This window comes from Leptolyngbya sp. FACHB-711, from assembly GCF_014695615.1.
Taxonomy (GTDB): domain Bacteria; phylum Cyanobacteriota; class Cyanobacteriia; order Elainellales; family Elainellaceae; genus Leptolyngbya_A.
On record NZ_JACJOR010000448.1, the window covers coordinates 1 to 16,609 of the forward strand.

The 16,609-nt window shown below is 51.7% G+C and carries 15 protein-coding genes; 13 read left to right on the forward strand and 2 right to left on the reverse strand.

From position 1 onward, the window contains the following. Both H6F80_RS20105 and H6F80_RS20110 read left to right on the forward strand, forming a co-directional pair. On the forward strand, positions 1–188 hold a 188-nt coding region (locus tag H6F80_RS20105), incomplete at its 5' end, for a MarC family protein (RefSeq protein ID WP_277879230.1). Positions 189–203: 15 nt separating this feature from the next. Beyond that, on the forward strand, positions 204–992 hold the full coding sequence (locus H6F80_RS20110; protein ID WP_190793304.1) for an SAM hydrolase/SAM-dependent halogenase family protein: 789 nt from the start codon (positions 204–206) through the stop codon (positions 990–992). A 212-nt stretch (positions 993–1,204) separates the two neighbouring features. Here H6F80_RS20110 and H6F80_RS20115 read toward each other — a convergent pair whose 3' ends face one another. Continuing rightward, complete coding sequence (locus H6F80_RS20115; protein WP_190793305.1) at positions 1,205–1,885, reverse strand: SDR family oxidoreductase; 681 nt, start codon at positions 1,883–1,885, stop codon at positions 1,205–1,207. A gap of 247 nt (positions 1,886–2,132) precedes the next feature. Here H6F80_RS20115 and H6F80_RS20120 point away from each other — a divergent pair, with 247 nt between their 5' ends. From H6F80_RS20120 to H6F80_RS20155, 8 genes are all read left to right on the forward strand, one after another. Then, positions 2,133–2,630, forward strand: a complete 498-nt coding sequence (locus H6F80_RS20120; RefSeq protein ID WP_190793306.1) for a DUF2231 domain-containing protein — start codon at positions 2,133–2,135, stop codon at positions 2,628–2,630. Next, the gene (locus H6F80_RS20125) at positions 2,627–3,250 is read left to right on the forward strand and encodes a DUF2231 domain-containing protein (protein WP_190793307.1); all 624 of its coding nucleotides are present in this window, start codon (positions 2,627–2,629) and stop codon (positions 3,248–3,250) included. The genes H6F80_RS20120 and H6F80_RS20125 overlap by 4 nt, the downstream gene beginning before the upstream one ends. 117 nt (positions 3,251–3,367) lie before the next feature. After that, positions 3,368–4,426, forward strand: coding sequence for a cytochrome c oxidase subunit II (locus H6F80_RS20130; RefSeq protein ID WP_190793308.1), 1,059 nt, complete (start codon positions 3,368–3,370; stop codon positions 4,424–4,426). A 90-nt stretch (positions 4,427–4,516) separates the two neighbouring features. Next, complete coding sequence (ctaD, locus tag H6F80_RS20135) at positions 4,517–6,211, forward strand: cytochrome c oxidase subunit I (RefSeq protein WP_190793309.1); 1,695 nt, start codon at positions 4,517–4,519, stop codon at positions 6,209–6,211. 73 nt (positions 6,212–6,284) lie between these two features. Further along, a complete protein-coding gene (locus H6F80_RS20140) occupies positions 6,285–6,896 on the forward strand; it encodes a cytochrome c oxidase subunit 3 (protein WP_190793310.1) in 612 nt (203 codons plus the stop codon). Positions 6,897–6,905: 9 nt separating this feature from the next. Next, complete coding sequence (locus tag H6F80_RS20145; RefSeq protein WP_190793311.1) at positions 6,906–8,411, forward strand: GMC oxidoreductase; 1,506 nt, start codon at positions 6,906–6,908, stop codon at positions 8,409–8,411. 213 nt (positions 8,412–8,624) lie between these two features. Continuing rightward, entirely contained in the window at positions 8,625–10,184 is a 1,560-nt protein-coding gene (locus H6F80_RS20150) for a peptide ligase PGM1-related protein (protein ID WP_518523621.1), read from the forward strand. Between the two features lie 201 nt (positions 10,185–10,385). Further along, the gene (locus H6F80_RS20155) at positions 10,386–10,580 is read left to right on the forward strand and encodes a hypothetical protein (RefSeq protein WP_190793312.1); all 195 of its coding nucleotides are present in this window, start codon (positions 10,386–10,388) and stop codon (positions 10,578–10,580) included. Here H6F80_RS20155 and H6F80_RS20160 read toward each other — a convergent pair. After that, positions 10,577–11,422 (reverse strand): hypothetical protein, encoded by an 846-nt coding sequence (locus tag H6F80_RS20160; protein ID WP_206755097.1) that lies wholly within the window; start codon positions 11,420–11,422, stop codon positions 10,577–10,579. The genes H6F80_RS20155 and H6F80_RS20160 overlap by 4 nt on opposite strands. Positions 11,423–11,777: 355 nt before the next feature. Between H6F80_RS20160 and H6F80_RS20165 the strand changes: the two genes are divergently transcribed. From H6F80_RS20165 to H6F80_RS29230, 3 genes are all read left to right on the forward strand, one after another. Further along, positions 11,778–12,062 carry a helix-turn-helix domain-containing protein gene (locus H6F80_RS20165; RefSeq protein ID WP_190793314.1) on the forward strand — a complete coding sequence of 95 codons (285 nt, stop codon included), beginning with the start codon at positions 11,778–11,780 and terminating at the stop codon, positions 12,060–12,062. A gap of 248 nt (positions 12,063–12,310) precedes the next feature. Continuing rightward, a complete protein-coding gene (locus tag H6F80_RS20170) occupies positions 12,311–12,757 on the forward strand; it encodes a hypothetical protein (protein ID WP_190793315.1) in 447 nt (148 codons plus the stop codon). Then, positions 12,717–16,472 carry a response regulator gene (locus H6F80_RS29230; RefSeq protein ID WP_199296704.1) on the forward strand — a complete coding sequence of 1,252 codons (3,756 nt, stop codon included), beginning with the start codon at positions 12,717–12,719 and terminating at the stop codon, positions 16,470–16,472. The genes H6F80_RS20170 and H6F80_RS29230 overlap by 41 nt, the downstream gene beginning before the upstream one ends. Positions 16,473–16,609 lie beyond the last annotated feature (137 nt).

The window sequence follows — 16,609 nt, forward strand, 5'->3', positions numbered from 1 at the left end:
CTATCTCCTCCTTTTTTCTTTTCATTGCCTACACGCTCTTTTGTCTATCAAAGCAGCTTGCTAAAATGCTAGGGCAAACCGGGGTTAATGTCGTAACCCGCGTCCTAGGAATTTTGCTTGCTGCTTTAGCGGTGCAATACATTACTGACGGCGCAACGGCTGCAATCAAAATGGCAATGGTTCGTTAAAGATTAGGCATCCCTATGTTTATTACCCTCATTGCGGACTACGGAACCGGAGATCCTGCCTTTGCAGAAGTTAAGCAGCGGTTGCTGATGGCACTGCCTCAAGCGCAAATACACGATCTTTCCGTGCCGCCCTTTAGCACCCTGGCGACCGGATTTTGGATTGCTCAGCTTGGACTCAATCCTGGCTCAGCGAATCGCCTGATTTATCACAACTGCGCTCCCCGGCAGGATGATCCCGAAGCCCGACGCGACAACGAAGGCGAAGGCTTAACCTATGCGTTGCTGCCCAACGGGGTGAAAGTGGTCGGCGTGAATGCGGGGTATACACTGTCGTTTATCAAGTCGCAGGCAAAGGGATTACATACGGTAGATGTGTCGCGGGGCGGTTCTCAGTTTCGATCGCGGGATGTGTTTCCGCCTGCGGCTGCGGCAATTGCTCAGGATGATTTGAGCGTGTTAGGCGATGTGCTGAAACCCGATCAAATTCCCGATGTGCCGTTCGATCGCATTGCCTGGATTGACGGCTACGGCAACATTAAAACCACGATCCCCGCAGACACAATTTCGCTACCCACCGAGACCAAAATTGCGATTCGACTTGGCGATGTGGTGAGCGATGCAATCTATTCAGACGGCAGTTTCCGCGTTCCCGAAGGTACGCTTGCGTTTGCACCAGGTAGCTCTGGCTGGAAAACAGTAGAGGGTAGAACGCTGCGCTGGATGGAGCTGTTCCTGCGGGGTGGAAGTGCCTGGGAGCGGTTTGGCAGACCAAGAGTAAATCAGAAGATCGCGCTGTTGGGTTGACCCTCCTCATCTCCCAGCCCCTTTTCGCTTCTACCGGGTTTTCTCTTTTACAGCGAGACGAAGGAGAGCCGGAGCCGTTTAGCGTTTTGTAAGCACCATTTGTGAGCACCAGGAGTTTGGACTGACCAAGGAGTTTGTACAAGCAATTTGTGCTCACTTCAATCTCTTGCGCTTACCTTATGCTTATGTGCCTACCTTGTGCTTACAAGGATTCAATCAGGATAAATCACATCAATCTCGCGCTGTACCGAGAGCCGCTGCCGATCGACTGCCGACAAAATTGCATTAGTGACGCGATCGGACGAAAGGCACCGACAAACCAGCTCTGCCACGTCTCCGCGGGTGATTGACCCAGCGATCGTGTGATCCGGGGTTAAAATGCCCGACCCTGAAGGTGGCTCGGAGAGCAGTCCGCCCGGTCGAATAATTGTGTAGGTTAAACCGCTTTTGAGCAGGTGCTGTTCTGCCTGGTCTTTTTCGGCAAGCACAGGTCCGAGTGCCTCCAGCACATGAGGCGGCAGAGCTACTTTGCTTTTACCTGCGCCGATCGACGTAATCAGAATAAATTTTTGAACGTTAGCTTTGATGGCAGCATCAATCAAGTTTTTGTTGCCTAAATAGTCCGATCGCTGTCCTTCCGGGGGTTGACCGCCGATCGTGCTAATCACGGCACTGATGGGCTGATTCAGCATCGCGGCTTCTATCTCTGCCGGATTGAGGGCATCTCCCATGACCGTCTTGATCCCCAAAGCTTCAAGCTGAACCTGAGCGGCAGATGATCGCAACAGGGCGACGACAGGTTGGGATTGCTTCGCTAATCGTTGGGCAACTTCCCGCCCGACTCCTCGACTTGCCCCCGCCAAAAACACAGCACCAGACGTAGCACCAGACATCGTTTAATCTCCTCGCGACTCACACTATCCCTAATCTACCGAATTTTTACCGTTAAATCGGCAATGTAAACTCCGGGTAAACCCCTTGCGCTGCCTTTTTTCTCTCTCTTTAGATGGATTAAGCGATCGTAAGGATATGGATACCCTCCAAGCAGGGGCTTAAGGGACTAAAACACTAGGCTCTTATTGGTTATTCAAAACTAAACCCCGTTCTGACCTCTGCTGCATCAGGCAATTGTGAGATCCCGTGTTTAACTACCTTCCACCGCTCAACGAGCATAACCTCCCTTATCCTGATCCCATCCATCCGATCGTCATTCATTTTGTGATCGCGATGGTGTACTTTGCTGTTCTTTGCGATTTCATCGCTTATTTCAACAAAAACTCTCGCTTGTATGAAGTGAGTTGGTGGAATTTAGCCTTTGCAACCGTCTCTATTTTTATTGCCGTTATTTTTGGTTCGATCGAGGCAGGTTTGGCAGAACCCTATGCTGCATCTGCTTCAACGCTCAATGCGCATACTGTTTTGGGATGGACGCTTCCGGCGATTTTATCAGGAATTACTGGATGGCGTTATGTGCTGCGGCTGCAAAATAAACCCAAATTGCCTGTTGCTTATATGGGAGCAAGTGTCGTGCTGTTTGCCCTGGTCACGGTTCAGGCTTACCTGGGAACGCTGCTCGCCTGGGTGTATGGCTTGCACTCGGTTCCTGTTGTGGATGCGATTCGAGGAGGGCTAACATGAATCCCGAACTGCTTCAACAGTGGGGCGATCGGATTGGCATCAACGGTTTGCCCTACCCCGTTCCACTTCATCCCCTGTTTGTTCACCTGACGCTGGGGCTGTTTATAGTAGCGATCGCTTTTGATATTGTCGCTGCGCTATTTCCGGTGGAAAAGCCTGTGTTTAAGTGGCTCGCAATTCCGGCAACGCGATCGGGCTTGTTTGATGTCGGCTGGTACAACATGATCGCTGCTGCAATTATCACCTTCTTTACTGTGGCTGCAGGCTTTTTTGAAATTTCCCTGGCAGTGCCGCTCGCCGACGTGAAAAGCACCTGGGGCTTTCAGGCGCTCGAAACCATGATCGCCCACGGGTTTGGTGGGGTCACAATCCTATCATTGATTGTTGGCATGACTGTTTGGCGGGGCTTTCAACGTTTCCGCTGGCGCAAAGATATGGCTCGACAGGTGCAGTGGAGCTATTTGCTAGTGGGGCTACTGGTCTTTGGCTTGATGTTTATTCAGGGAACGCTGGGCGCGCACTTGGGCGGTGAATTTGGGATTCACGTTACGGCAGATCAAATGCTGCACCTGGGAATCGATCCCAACAACATTGAACCCTCTGAGCTACTGGGTCTCTAGTTGGTTTTCTAACCGGTTCTCTGATTGGTTTTCTAATTGCTTTTCTAACTGGCTCTTTAAATTGTCTAAGTCGGTTTCGGTTTTCTTTTGCGATCGATTGCCCACGGGTAGGAAGATATGAAACTCCGCGCAGTGATTACCATCACGATTTACTCCATTCTAGTTATCCTGTTTAGCTTCTGGATGGCAAAGCAGTCCTATTCCTGGTTGCCGCCCGAAGCTTCGGCAGAGTCGAAACTGACAGACGATTTGTTCAGCCTGTTTACCGGACTGGGAACCGCCGTTTATTTCGGCACAATGGGACCGTTCCTTTACTCGCTGATTTTCCACCGGGCGGGTAAGTATGACATGGAAGATGGTCCGCACATTGAGGGTAATAACATTCTGGAGATTACCTGGACGGCAACGCCCCTGCTGATCGTGCTCATGCTCGCAGCCATTAGCTATCGCACCTACGAGAAGATGGCGATCGGTGGTCCAATGGAGCTGGTGCATTTGCATGTGCCACAAGTTGTCGAGCCTGCCTACGCGGAACCCTTCGATAGCACCCCACAGCAGCAAATTCAGGAAGCCGTTGAAACCGAACCCATTGAAAATATTGAAGTGACGGCGCGGCAGTGGTCTTGGACTTTCTATTACCCGAAAGAGAAGGTCACCAGCACCGAGCTTCACCTTCCGGTCGATCGACGGGCAAAATTTACGCTGCGCTCTGAAGATGTGCTGCACGGCTTTTATATTCCGGCGTTTCGGGTGGGGCAATACGTGGTTCCCAATCAAGAAATTGAGTACGAATTGACTCCCATCAAAACCGGAACCTATCGCCTGCGAGACTCGATGCACAGCGGCACTTACTTTGCCTCAAACCAGGCAGATGTTGTCGTCCAGCCTCTGGATGAATACGAGCGATGGCTTGCCGATGCAGCTGCCCAAACCCCCAGCTCAGCCTTTAACCAGGCGGTCTACGAGTACAGCCAATCTAACGAGCCGGGCGCAGGCAACACGAAAGATAAAGTTGCCATTCGCGGCTGGGAAACGATTCCCCCTGCCCCACCCCCCGTTGTCAACTTCTCCCCCAAACACTCCCCAGACAGCCCTGCCACCGGAGGCAATGCTGCGATCGGACAGACGACTCAATCGGCCTCTCGCCAAGTCCCTGATCCCTCTACCCGCAACTAACCCGCGATCGCAATCCGAAGCGACTGATCCACAGAAACGCGAGCGAAACCCTCCCCAACTTCTTCCCACCCCCTGTTATCCACAGAACCCATGACCAACATCTCCATTGACCCCACTGAGCTGACCCGTGGACAGCCCTACCCTGGCGCACCGGATAACTGGAAGCGATTTTTTACCTTTAGCACCGATCACAAAGTCATTGGCATTCAGTACATCGTCACGTCCTTCTTTTTCTTTTTGGTGGGCGGCGCGTTTGCGATGATTATGCGAAGTGAGCTGATCACGCCAGAAGCCGATCTGGTTGATCGCACCGTATATAACGCGCTATTTACGATGCACGGTTCGCTAATGATCTTTTTCTGGACGTTTCCGGTCCTGGTGGGGCTGGGAAATTATCTGGTGCCGTTGATGATTGGGGCGCGAGACATGGCATTCCCCCGACTGAACGCCGTTTCCTTTTGGATGGTGCCAATCGCCGGATTTTTGATGCTGGCAAGCTTTCTGATTCCCGGAGGTCCGGCTCAGTCGGGCTGGTGGTCTTATCCGCCGGTGAGCTTGCAGAATCCGACCGGGAATTTGATCAACGGACAGGTGATCTGGATTCTGGCGGTGGCGATTAACGGCGTGTCCTCGATTATGGGCGCGGTGAATTTCGTTACGACGATTTTCAAAATGCGTGCCCCTGGCATGACCTGGTTTAGAATGCCTGCGTTTTGCTGGGCAGTGCTGGCGGCACAGTTGATTCAGCTTTATGGACTGCCTGCTTTGACCGGGGGTGCGGTGATGCTGCTGCTGGATCTAACGATCGGCACGAGTTTCTTTACGCCAGAGCGCGGGGGAAATCCGATCGTCTATCAGCACTTCTTCTGGTTTTATTCCCATCCGGCAGTGTATGTGATGGTGCTTCCCGCCTTTGGGATGTTTTCAGAAATTCTGCCGGTTCATGCCAGGAAACCGCTGTTTGGTTATCGGGTGATTGCGGCTTCGTCGATCGTCATTACCCTGATTAGCGGCTGCGTCTGGGTCCATCATATGTTTGCCAGCGCAACGCCCCCCTGGATGCGGATGTTTTTCATGGTGACCACGATGCTGGTTGCAGTGCCGTCTGGAATCAAGGTGTTTGGCTGGGTGGCAACGATCTGGGGCGGCAAGATCCGATTCACGACACCAATGCTGTTTGCGCTGGGTGGCATTAGCAACTGGGTCTTCGCAGGCATCACTGGAATCTTCCTCGGATCAGTTCCGATCGATCTCCACGTTCACAATACCTATTTTGTTGTCGGTCACTTTCACTATGTGTTGTACGGAACGATCGTCATGGGTATCTACGCAGGTATCTATCACTGGTTCCCCAAAATGACCGGACGAATGTATTACGAAGGGCTTGGAAAGCTGCACTTTGCCCTCACCTACATTGGAACTCAGCTTATCTTTTTGCCGATGCACCCGCTCGGACTCCAGGGAATGCCGCGCCGCGTTGCGTCCTATGATCCAGAGTTTGCCTTCTGGAATGTGGTAGCAAGCATTGGCGGATTTATTTTGGGAATGTCAGTGTTGCCCTTCCTGCTTAACATTGTGAGTGCCTGGATTCGGGGCGAAAAGGCGGGAAATAATCCCTGGCGGGCATACGGTTTAGAGTGGCTAACGACCTCGCCGCCCCCCGTCGAGAACTTTGAGGAAATTCCGGTGGTGGTGTCTGGTCCTTACGGCTACGGCAGAAATCAGCCGCTCGTGGCAAATCAGTCTTTGTTAGGGACGATCGAATCTCCAGAGCCAGCGCAGTAGGTATAGCTGTAGGTATAAGCAATAGGTCAAATCGGTTGAGCGGGTCGAGCAGGTCGAACACGGAGAGCAAACAATGACAGCAGAACGAGCCATTGCACAGGATATCGAATCAGAAGTCCGGCATGAGCAGGAGCATGACGAAGCAGGCAATAGTAAATTCGGCTTCATTGTGTTTCTGCTGTCGGAAAGCGTAATTTTCATCAGCTTTTTTGTCGGCTACGCGATTTTCAAAACCACTCCTGTCGGGGATTGGTATCCCCCTGGCGTGACGGGAATCGAAACCAGAGAGCCGCTAATTAACACGATCGTCCTAGTCTCCAGCAGTTTCGTCATTTATGTCGCAGAACGATATTTACACGATAAAAAGCTGTGGGGCTTTCGCATCTTTATGCTGATCACGATGCTGATGGGCGGCTATTTTCTCTATGGTCAGGCAGTGGAATGGAGCGGGTTGCCCTTTACTGTTCAGTCGGGCATCTTTGGCGGTATGTTCTACATGCTCACCGGGTTTCACGGCTTACACGTTCTCACAGGCATCATTCTACAAACCACAATGCTGCGGCGATCGTTTGTCCCTGGCAATTACGACAATGGTTATTTTGGTGTAGAAGCAACGTCGCTGTTTTGGCACTTTGTCGATGTGATTTGGATTGTGTTGTACATCCTGATTTATGTGTGGCAGTAGGGAGAAATCATGATTATTGACGATCAGGTTTATGACGTAATTATTATTGGCACAGGTGCGGGTGGCGGAACACTGGCGCGAAAGCTAGCTCCCACGGGAAAGAAGATTCTCATCCTGGAGCGGGGTGAACTGATTTATCGGGAAAGCTCGGAGCTAACCGGTACAGAGGTGTTTAAGAAAGAGCAATATCACGCCCCGGAACCCTGGTTTGACAAAGCCGGAGAGCCGTTTTATCCGCAGACGAAATACGGAGTGGGTGGCAATACCAAGCTTTGGTACGGCGTGCTGATGCGAATGCGCGAACGCGACTTTGAAGCCGTTCCCCATCAAGACGGGCTTTCGCCAGAGTGGGCACTGAAATACGCGGATTTTGAGCCTTACTACACCGAAGCCGAAAAGCTGTATCAGGTTCACGGGCGATCGGGCGAAGACCCCACCGAACCGCACCACAGCGAAGCCTATCCCTGTGCAGAAGTGGCCCATGAGCCGTTCCTTCAGCCCCTATTCGATACGCTTTCCAAGCAGGGATTGCATCCGGCGCATTTGCCGATCGGATTAGGCGATCAGGGCAGAACGGACTCAGAAGATACAGGTGTTACGCCCGCCCTCAAATCGGACAATGTGACGCTAAAAACCTCGGCGAACGTCCTCTGGCTTCATACCAATCCGTCTGGGACGGAAATTAAGGCAGTTCAGGCGAAGATTGGCGATCAAACGTTTCTGTTTATGGGTCATCTTGTGGTGCTTGCCTGCGGCGCGATTAATTCAGCGGCACTGCTGCTGCGATCGGCAAACGAAAAGCATCCCAAAGGCATTGCCAACGGCTCAGATCAGGTGGGGCGCAATCTGATGAAGCAGCTTTTGTCGGTGGTGGTGCAGGTGACTTCAACCGCAAACTCAGGAATGTTTCCCCGCACGATCGGCATCAACGATTTTTACGGGGGTGACGATAACTTTCACTATCCGATGGGGCACATTCAAAACTCCGGCGGCATCTTCCAGGACGTGCTGTTCTCCGAAGCTCCACCGATTTTATCGGGACTGTCCCGTTTCTTCCCCAACTTTGGCTTGCGGCAGCTCGCCACGCACTCGATCGGCTGGTGGATGCAAACAGAGGATTTGCCGAATTCCAACAATCGCATTTACTACCTTAACGATCGAATGCGGGTAGAATACGAGCCGAATAACGTGGAAGCACACGATCGCCTGGTGTACAAATGGTTTGATGTGCTCAAGAGCGTGGAATCTGCCCAGCCTTCTATGTTTAATCGTGGCGCAACTCATCCCCGCAGCGATATGCCGATGTCGGTCGTTGCCCATCAGTGTGGAACTTGTCGCTTTGGCACTGATCCAGAGACTTCGGTGCTGGATCTCAACTGCCGCGCCCATGAGGTCGATAATCTCTATGTCGTAGACAGCAGCTTTTTCCCGTCCAACACCAGCGTCAGTCCGGCGTTAACCGTGATGGCAAATGCGCTGCGCGTCGGGGAGCATCTGATCGATCGATTGGGATAGGGCTTGAGCTTGAGGATTTGCTGACGAGCCTGCGGAGGATGGGTTAGGCATCGCCGGAATGCATCCCCTTGATCTGCCGGATTGATGTGCTACGCTGCGTTAGCTCATCCTTCAACTCCTATCTTGCTGGGGATTACAAACTCGTAGAAATCGGTAAAATCTCTTTATCTAGCCCTGATCAATCCTCATTTATCTATCTGCGAGTCTGAAGCCATGCCCGGTATGCCCCTTTTGCCTGACCATGCTCAAGCGCAATTCTTTCGTCAGCTTCAGTTGCAGCTTCGCGATCGATGGCAGGCGATCGAGCATTCCGAAGAAGGCGACTGCGACATCTTGGTGATTCCGTCGCTCAGTCTAGATCAGCAAGAGCTGCACAAGATCAAAGGCGTGTATCACTACGAAGAGCGGCTGCTGTTTTCTCTGATTCGGCTGCGCCATCCCCGTACCCGACTGATCTACGTCACCTCTCAGCCGATTCACCCCAGCGTCATCGAATACTATTTGCAGCTTCTCCCCGGCATTCCCTTTTCCCACGCCCGCGAACGGCTGGTGCTGCTCTGCACCTACGATGCTTCCCCTAAACCCCTAACCCAAAAAATTCTGGAGCGTCCCCGCCTGCTGGCTCGACTTCAGGGCGCGATTCGGCGCGATCGGGCCTATATGACGTGCTTTAACTCCACAAATCTGGAGCGTGAGTTGTCGGTCAAGCTGGGTGTGCCGTTGCTGGCAGTCGATCCCGATTTGCTTTACTGGGGCACGAAAAGCGGTAGCCGCGAAATTTTCAAAGAGGCAGAAATTCCTTTCCCAGACGGCAGCGATCTGGTCTGGAGTAGCGAAGACTTAGCTGCCGCCGCCGCCGACCTTTGGGAACGCCAGTCCCACCTGAAGCGAATTGTGGTCAAGCTGAACGAAGGCTTTTCCGGCGGGGGAAACGCGCTACTCGATTTGCGTCCCTTAGAAAACATGGCTCCTGGCTCGGCTTCAACCCGTGAGCGCACTCAGGCGATCGCCGATCGGTTGCCCAAACTCAGCTTTCAGTGCGAAACCGACTGGGAAAACTACAGCCGCCAAATTCCCGAACTGGGAGCGATCGTCGAAGCGTTTGTGGAAGGCAACGAAAAGCGATCGCCCAGCGTCCAGGGACGAATCACCCCCCACGCCGAAGTCGAAATTCTTTCCACTCACGATCAAATTCTGGGCGGACCCGATGGGCAAGTGTTTCTCGGCTGTAGTTTTCCCGCGGATGATGCCTATCGCCTACAGCTTCAGGAATACGGCATGCGCGTCGGTGAGGTTCTCGCCCGCAAAGGCGCACTGGAGCGATACGGCCTCGACTTTATCGCCGTGCATCAGCCCGAAAATGTTCAGCAGCCCTGGGACTTGCAGGCGATCGAAATTAACCTGCGCAAAGGCGGCACGACTCACCCCTTTATGACGCTCAAGCTGCTGACCTACGGCGTTTACGACGAAAAAACCGGACTCTTTTTCAGTCAGCAGGGCAAACCCAAATACTACATCGCCACCGACAACCTCTATAGCAAGCAATACCACGGACTGCTGCCCCGTGACCTGATGGACATCATCGCCCAGCACCATCTCCACTTCAACAGCACCACGGAGACTGGAACCGTTTTTCACCTGATCGGCTGCCTCTCGGAATTCGGCAAACTTGGCGTGACCAGTATTGGCAACTCGCCGGAAGAAGCACAGGAGATTTACGATCGGGTGATTGATGCGCTGGATAAGGAAACGCAGTGTGGGGATGAGGGGTAATCCGTTTTCAAAAAATCCTGATCGCCCGGAACCTTTCTTGAAAACTGATCGTCAGAGCTGTCGGGTGTGCGGTAATTGCTCCCCCTAGTTCGTGTATGGCAGTTCAAACGCAGGTTTGAATTTCCGGCGGGACAAGTCCTTTCGCGAGGGCTGCTCTGGCGAGATTGTCCTGCACTGACCGAATCTGTGGAGGAAGGAAAGATGCTAATTCGTGAGCTGGTTCATCAGGCTTTGGCAACGGGTTATCTGAGCGTGATGGCAGAAAATAAGCTGCGATCGCTGCTGCAAAGCAAGTATGAGCATGAAGATTTGTGTGCTTTCATGCAGCTTCAGAAGGCGGCGATGGAGGGTTTGGTCAAGCAGGAATCTCGCGATCGAATTCAGGCTTGTGACTAGTTGCCAATAGGTCGAAGGTCATTTGTCTGTAGGATAACGGCATCACCCCGGCGAACGGTCAGGGTAGTCGCTTTCGTTTGCCGTGCAGTGCTGTCTACAGCTTCGATCGGGCTTTGCAAGCTGTAGAAATAATCTCCGTTTTGCCAGCCGATCGCGCAGATTCCATCGCGGCAGCTCATGCGTCCGCCCTGAAGTTGCAGGCATTCGTTCTGGCGGTTGCAGCCATTGTAGGTGAGATCGCCCGTGTTGTTCACGCCTGACCAGGACTGAATATTGCCTACCGTAATGGTCCATTCGCCGTTCGTGAGGGTGTAACGATCAGCGGATTGGGCGGGAGGTGTGCCGGAGGTGGCATCTGGATCAATGCGCTCCATCCGGCTGATTAACAGGGCGGGGCGGCTGTTGCCACAGGGTTCTGCACTCTCGCAATCGCTGACTGAAACAGGTTCATAGAAAAACCGCACGCGCTGGTTTAAAAAGCTGGTTTGCTCACACACTTCAAAGGTTGCACCCAGCCGACGGGTCGTGCCGCGATCGTCTTGCATTGTCAGATAACACATTAAGTCGCCTGCGACCATTTCTTGAACCGTGCCCGTGCTGGGTAGCGTTGAAGTTTGAAAGATGTCTACGGTTTGCGGAGTGGCTTGAGCCACAGGTGAAGGGGCAGAAGCTGCGGTCGGCTCAGGTTTTGTGGAAGGCGCAGAAGGGGCACTCGCCCCAGCAGATAAGGTCTGGACAGGTTGTGAGGTGACTGGCTCAGTCGATCGTCCGTGGGATTGTAGCCCGACTGCCAGACTAATTAATCCTCCACTAAAGATTGACGCTCCCAGAAGAACTGGCATAAACCGCTTTGAAGACGACTCAGGATGGTGTGACATAAGATGCTGTGACGATGCCTTAACAAGTTTGAACAGGAGTAGTGCAGCTCAGCATGGCTACCGATTCGCAGCGATCAATTCCAGAATTCTACTAGGGTCAGCGATAAAGCAGCTGAAGCAGCAAGGGCTGGTTTAACCAGATGTTTGGTTTGACTAGATGTTTAGAGAGTCCTAACGCTTACCCAAACCCCCTTTTGCATGAGAAGCCATAGGAAGTGAATCGACCATTGGCAATACCTCTTTAGGCTGAGTCTGAGCGTACCCATCAAGTGATATATCTACCCTGTATCGATCAGTTTATTTTTGCCGTATTTTGCCTATGAAAAGTCAATTTCTCCAAAGTACTACCGTAGAAGGGGCACAAGTTGTTCTTCCAGGTTTAATTCGCCAAACTCGGCAGTGTTTAGGGCTAACTCAGACTCAATTTGCTGCAAAGTTAGGCGTTTCATTTTTGAGCGTCAATCGCTGGGAGAACGGACATCATCAGCCGTTGCCGATCGTCCTAAAACAAATTGAGGCATTGCTGCATGAAATGGGGGCAGAAGGGCAGGATCTGCTGAAGCAGTATTACGCGAGAATTGCGGGTCTCAATATCAGTGATTAGCATGGAAAAAAGTTGGGCATTGAAGCGATCCCAGCATTCTTTCAGCTCTTCACTTTCGGTGCTCTAGTTCGTGCCTGTTTTCGCTGCGGCTTGAAACGCTGTGCAGCCTTCAGACTCAGCTACAGCTCTTATTGAAAAATAATTCTTCAAAAATAGTTTAGTTTCAACACTCCTCATCGCATTCAACTCTATATCAACTTTATAAATCTAAATTTTAGAGACTTTGATCTTGCCCAAGTGCGACCAGCATGACTGATTCCCTGAACAATTCTGCCAGACAAACCGCTATTCAAGCATCGCTCCAGCCGCCAACAGAATCGTTGACCGATGTTGGAATCGTTTTGCAGTGGGCAGATGGTCTTTGTTTTCCGACTGGGCACTGGAGCCGATTCAATGTTGGTTCTGAGCTTTTGTTTGCAGCCAGTCAGCTTCAGGAAAATCAAGCTGTTCCTTATGCGATCGTCACGACGTTGGCCCCGATTTATCCGATCAATCAACTAACTAATCAATCAACTAATCAATCAACTAATCAACAGATTGATCAGCTCATTGATCAGCTCATCGATCGCTCAATCCATCAGCAAGCTCTCCAAGCCAGGTTCCAGCGACCCATCCCCAAATCCATCGACGCCAGAGCCGTCATCCCCCCCATCCTTGACCTCATCTGCTCCTCGCCACTCCCGCAAAGCAACTAACTCCACCCTCAACCCCTCAACCCCTCAACCCCTCAACCCCTCCTCCAAAATGCTGCAAACCCGTCAGGGCAACAACTCCTTTTACGCCACGATCGCGCTTGCCCTTGCCATTTCAGCCACGCTGCTCTACCCGGGACTGGCGCAAAATTTATTGAATGCGACTGGATTCATTCCGCACGGTCACTGCTATCTGTGGAAGCCGGAGCTGGTTTGGCTGCACGTTAGCACAGACACAATCATTGGCGTGTGCTATGTGTCAATTTCCTCGACGCTAGCTTACCTGGTTTATCGAACGCGGAAGGAAATCCCTTTTCACTGGATGTTTCTGGTGTTTGGGGCGTTTATTATTGCCTGTGGCACAACGCACTTTGTGGAGGTCATCACGCTCTGGCATCCTATCTACTGGCTATCGGGTGACGTGAAGCTGATTACTGCGCTGGCTTCGGTCTCTGCTGCGCTAACGCTGCCGCCACTGGTTCCCAAGGTGGAGGGTTTGCTGGCAACACTGAAGCTGGCAGAAGAACGTCGTCAGCAGCTTGAACTGGCAAAACAGAGCGACGAAGAGCAAACCTGGCTCAAGACCAACGTGGCAGACCTGACCCGAATGCTGCAAGGACAGCGCAATCTAACCAACGCTGCTTCCCTGATCCTGACGCGGATCTGTTCGCTCTTAGAGGCTCAGCAGGGCGTGTTTTATTGGCTTGATCGCAGTGCCAACCCTCCGATGCTGGAGCAACTCAGCCAATATGCAACGCCAGAATCAGCTCAGTTAAAGCCTCGCTTGCATTTAGGGGAAGGCTTGATCGGGCAATGCGCGATCGATCAAAAACCGTATTTGCTCAGCAATGTGCCCAGCGAGTATGTGCGAATCGGGTCGGGCTTGGGCGATGCGGCTCCGCGTCATTTGATCGTGCTGCCAATTTTGTTTGAAACGCAGGTGGTGGCAGTGATCGAGCTGGCTTCGCTAAAGCCGTTTAGCGAATTGTCGTTCCAGTTTCTGAATGAATCCTGTGATTTGCTCGGTGTGGTGCTGACAACGATCGCCGCAACGGCTCGCACCACAGACTTACTGATGCAATCCCAGTCGTTAACCGAGGAACTTCAGCAGCAGCAAGCTGAACTCCAGGAAACCAACTGCCGCCTAGAAGAACAGGCAAACGAACTCCAGCGATCGGAGGCACAGCTTCGAGAACAGCAGGAAGAATTGCAGCAAACCAACGAGCAGTTGCAGCAGCTCAATCTGGAGCTAGAAGAGAAAGCCAATCAGCTTAAGGAACGCAATCGCGAAGTCGAGCGCAAAAATCGGGAGGTGGAACACGCGCGGCAGGCACTCGAAGAAAAAGCTACCCAGCTTGCTCTGAGTTCGCGCTATAAGTCAGAATTTCTGGCGAATATGTCGCATGAACTGCGAACCCCACTCAACAGCTTGTTGATTCTTGCCAATTTGCTGAGCCAGAACCGCGATCGAAATTTGACGGAAAAGCAAATCGAATACAGTCAAACTATCTATGCGGCGGGGAATGATTTGCTGGATCTGATTAATGATATTCTCGATCTCGCCAAAATTGAATCGGGCAAACTGTCGATCGAGCCGCAGATCGTTCTGTTTACCGAGCTAAAAACCTCGCTGGAAAACATCTTTAATCAGGTAGCGCATACCAAAGGACTGGATTTCGCGATCGCCCTCGATCCCCAATTGCCGACCTCCTTCATCACCGATTCAAAACGGCTACAACAAATTCTCAGAAACCTGCTGTCGAATGCGTTTAAGTTCACGGCAAGCGGCAGCGTCACCCTGAGCATGATCCCGGTTACACCCGATCCCAGCTTGAACGAACGATCGCTTGTCGTTGCGTTTTCAGTCACCGATACGGGAATCGGCATTTCCCCAGAGAAACAGGTGGCAATCTTTGAGGCATTTCAGCAGGCAGATGGAACCACCAGCCGTAAATATGGCGGTACCGGACTAGGACTCTCGATCAGTCGGGAACTCGCGCATCTGCTAGGCGGACAGCTCACCGTCAAAAGCCAGGAAGGACAGGGCAGCACGTTCACGGTATATTTGCCCAGCTACGACACGCTTTATTCTGCTGCGATCGAAGTATCATCAAAAACTACATCAGAATCATCAGAAAACTCATCAGAGCTGCCATCAAGAGATGTATTTCAGGAATCATCCCAGGAATCCTCGATAACGAAACAAATGTTGATCGATCGCATGAGCGATCCGATCGCTCCAAATCGTTCGGAATACGCTGTAAATGGCTCAGCAAATGTTGTGAATCGTTCTGATTATTTCAGCGGCAATAACAACGGCAATATTAATGGGGATATCAATGGGAATAACAACGGCAATATTAATGGGAGTATCAAAGGTTATACGAACGGCGATTCTCTAGCTGATCATGCCATTGAGGACGATCGGGCGGATCTTCAGTCTGGAGATAACGTGTTGCTGATCATTGAAGACGATTTAAACTTTGCCCATAGCCTGCTTCAGATCGCGCACCAGCAGGGCTTTAAGGGCTTGGTTTCAACGCGCAGCGATACCGGACTGGAGCTAGTGCGGCATATTCAGCCTGTGGCAATTATGCTGAATATTCGTTTGGCAGATGGCTGGGGCTGGCAATTGCTGGAGCAGCTCAAAAGCAATGCCCAAACCAGAGGCATTCCCGTTTATGTGCTTTCAGTAGATGATCATCTAGAGCGCAGTTTGCAGCTTGGAGCCGTTGCCTATTTGCAAAAACCTGTCACACCAGAGTCACTGAATGACACCTTTTCAGCCTTGCGGCAGTTTATGGAACAGCAGGTTAAACAGCTTCTTGTGGTTGAAGACGATCGCACTCAGGCACAAACCATTTGCGAGCTGCTCGGGCAAAACAGCCTGCAGCCCACGATCGCCGCATCAGGGGCGCAGGCACTCGACTTCCTGCAGTCGGGCGAGTTTGACTGTGCCGTGCTGGATCTCATCCTGCCGGACATGAATGGATTTGATTTGCTGGAGCAGATCAAAGAGGCTTATCCTACTCTGCCGATCGTGGTTTATACCGGAAAGGAACTCACGCTAGAAGAAGAAACCCACCTGAAGCGATTCACCGAAACGATCATCATTAAAGACGTTCGATCGCTAGAGCGGTTATTCGATGAGATAATGCTCTTTCTGTATCAGGTGCAAACGCGATCGTCTCAACAAACATCACCAATTTCATCACCATTGTTACCGTCGCCATCATTAGCATCGCCACTGTCAATGTCAGTACCGTCTCCGTCAATTCAGACGAACGCTGCAAGTCGTGCTTCTGAAGGTAATCCAAACCGCTTGGCTGCTAGGGATGCAGTGTTGGCAGGCAAAAAAGTGCTGATTATCGATGATGATGTGCGCAATATTTTTGCAATTACCAGTTTGCTAGAAGAATACGACGTGGAAGTGTTGTACGCGGAAAATGGTCAGGCTGGTCTGCATGTGCTGAATCAGCATCCGGAAATTCATCTGGTCCTGATGGATGTGATGATGCCCAAAATGGATGGTTATGAGGCAACCCGCGCAATTCGATCGCAAAATGCCTTTCGATCACTGCCGATTATTGCCCTGACCGCCAAAGCCATGCAAGGCGATCGAGAAAAATGTCTGGAAGTGGGAGCATCAGACTACATCACAAAGCCTGTGAATCCTGACCAGCTCATTTCGCTGCTGCGGGTTTGGCTTTATGGTTGATATTAAGGTTAATATTTAGGGTTGATGGAAGGGGTTAGAGCATGGTTTAGAAGCTCTGCGAAGAGTAGCTTAATCGGGTTCAATCCTCCTCAATCCCTCTTGAAAAGCAGAACTAAGAATGGTTCGGTTCCCGCCTT